The sequence below is a fragment of the Vibrio sp. 10N.261.55.A7 genome (genome assembly GCF_002877365.1).
Taxonomy (GTDB): domain Bacteria; phylum Pseudomonadota; class Gammaproteobacteria; order Enterobacterales; family Vibrionaceae; genus Vibrio.
On sequence record NZ_MCWZ01000137.1, the window covers coordinates 1 to 327 of the forward strand.

At 41.3% G+C, this 327-nt stretch carries 2 pseudogenes; both read left to right on the plus strand.

The annotated features are described in order from the left end of the window. A pseudogene (locus BCU12_RS08795) lies at positions 1-117 on the plus strand (glutamate 5-kinase); the annotation flags it as partial. 14 nt (positions 118-131) lie between these two features. Continuing rightward, positions 132-327, plus strand: a pseudogene (locus BCU12_RS08800) (gamma-glutamyl-phosphate reductase); the annotation flags it as partial.

Here is a 327-nt window from a genome sequence, read left to right on the forward strand (position 1 = left end):
AGCTCAGATCTTGCCAATATTGCAGGCAAACACAGTAAAGATATTATTTCTATTCTTGGCTATGACTACGGTTCAGAAGTTATCCATCGTGATGACCTTGTTGTCATTCAAGAGTAAAAGAGGATTTTGTAATGGATTTAAACAACATGGGACAAGCGGCGAAAGAAGCAGCTTTCCACCTAGCAACAGCATCAACGTCTCAAAAGAACCAGGCGTTAGCGATTATTGCTGATGAATTAGAAGCAAACGCAAAAACAATATTGGCAGCCAATGAAAAAGACATTCAATTAGGGCGAGAAGCAGGCCTTACTGAGGCGCTTCTTGACC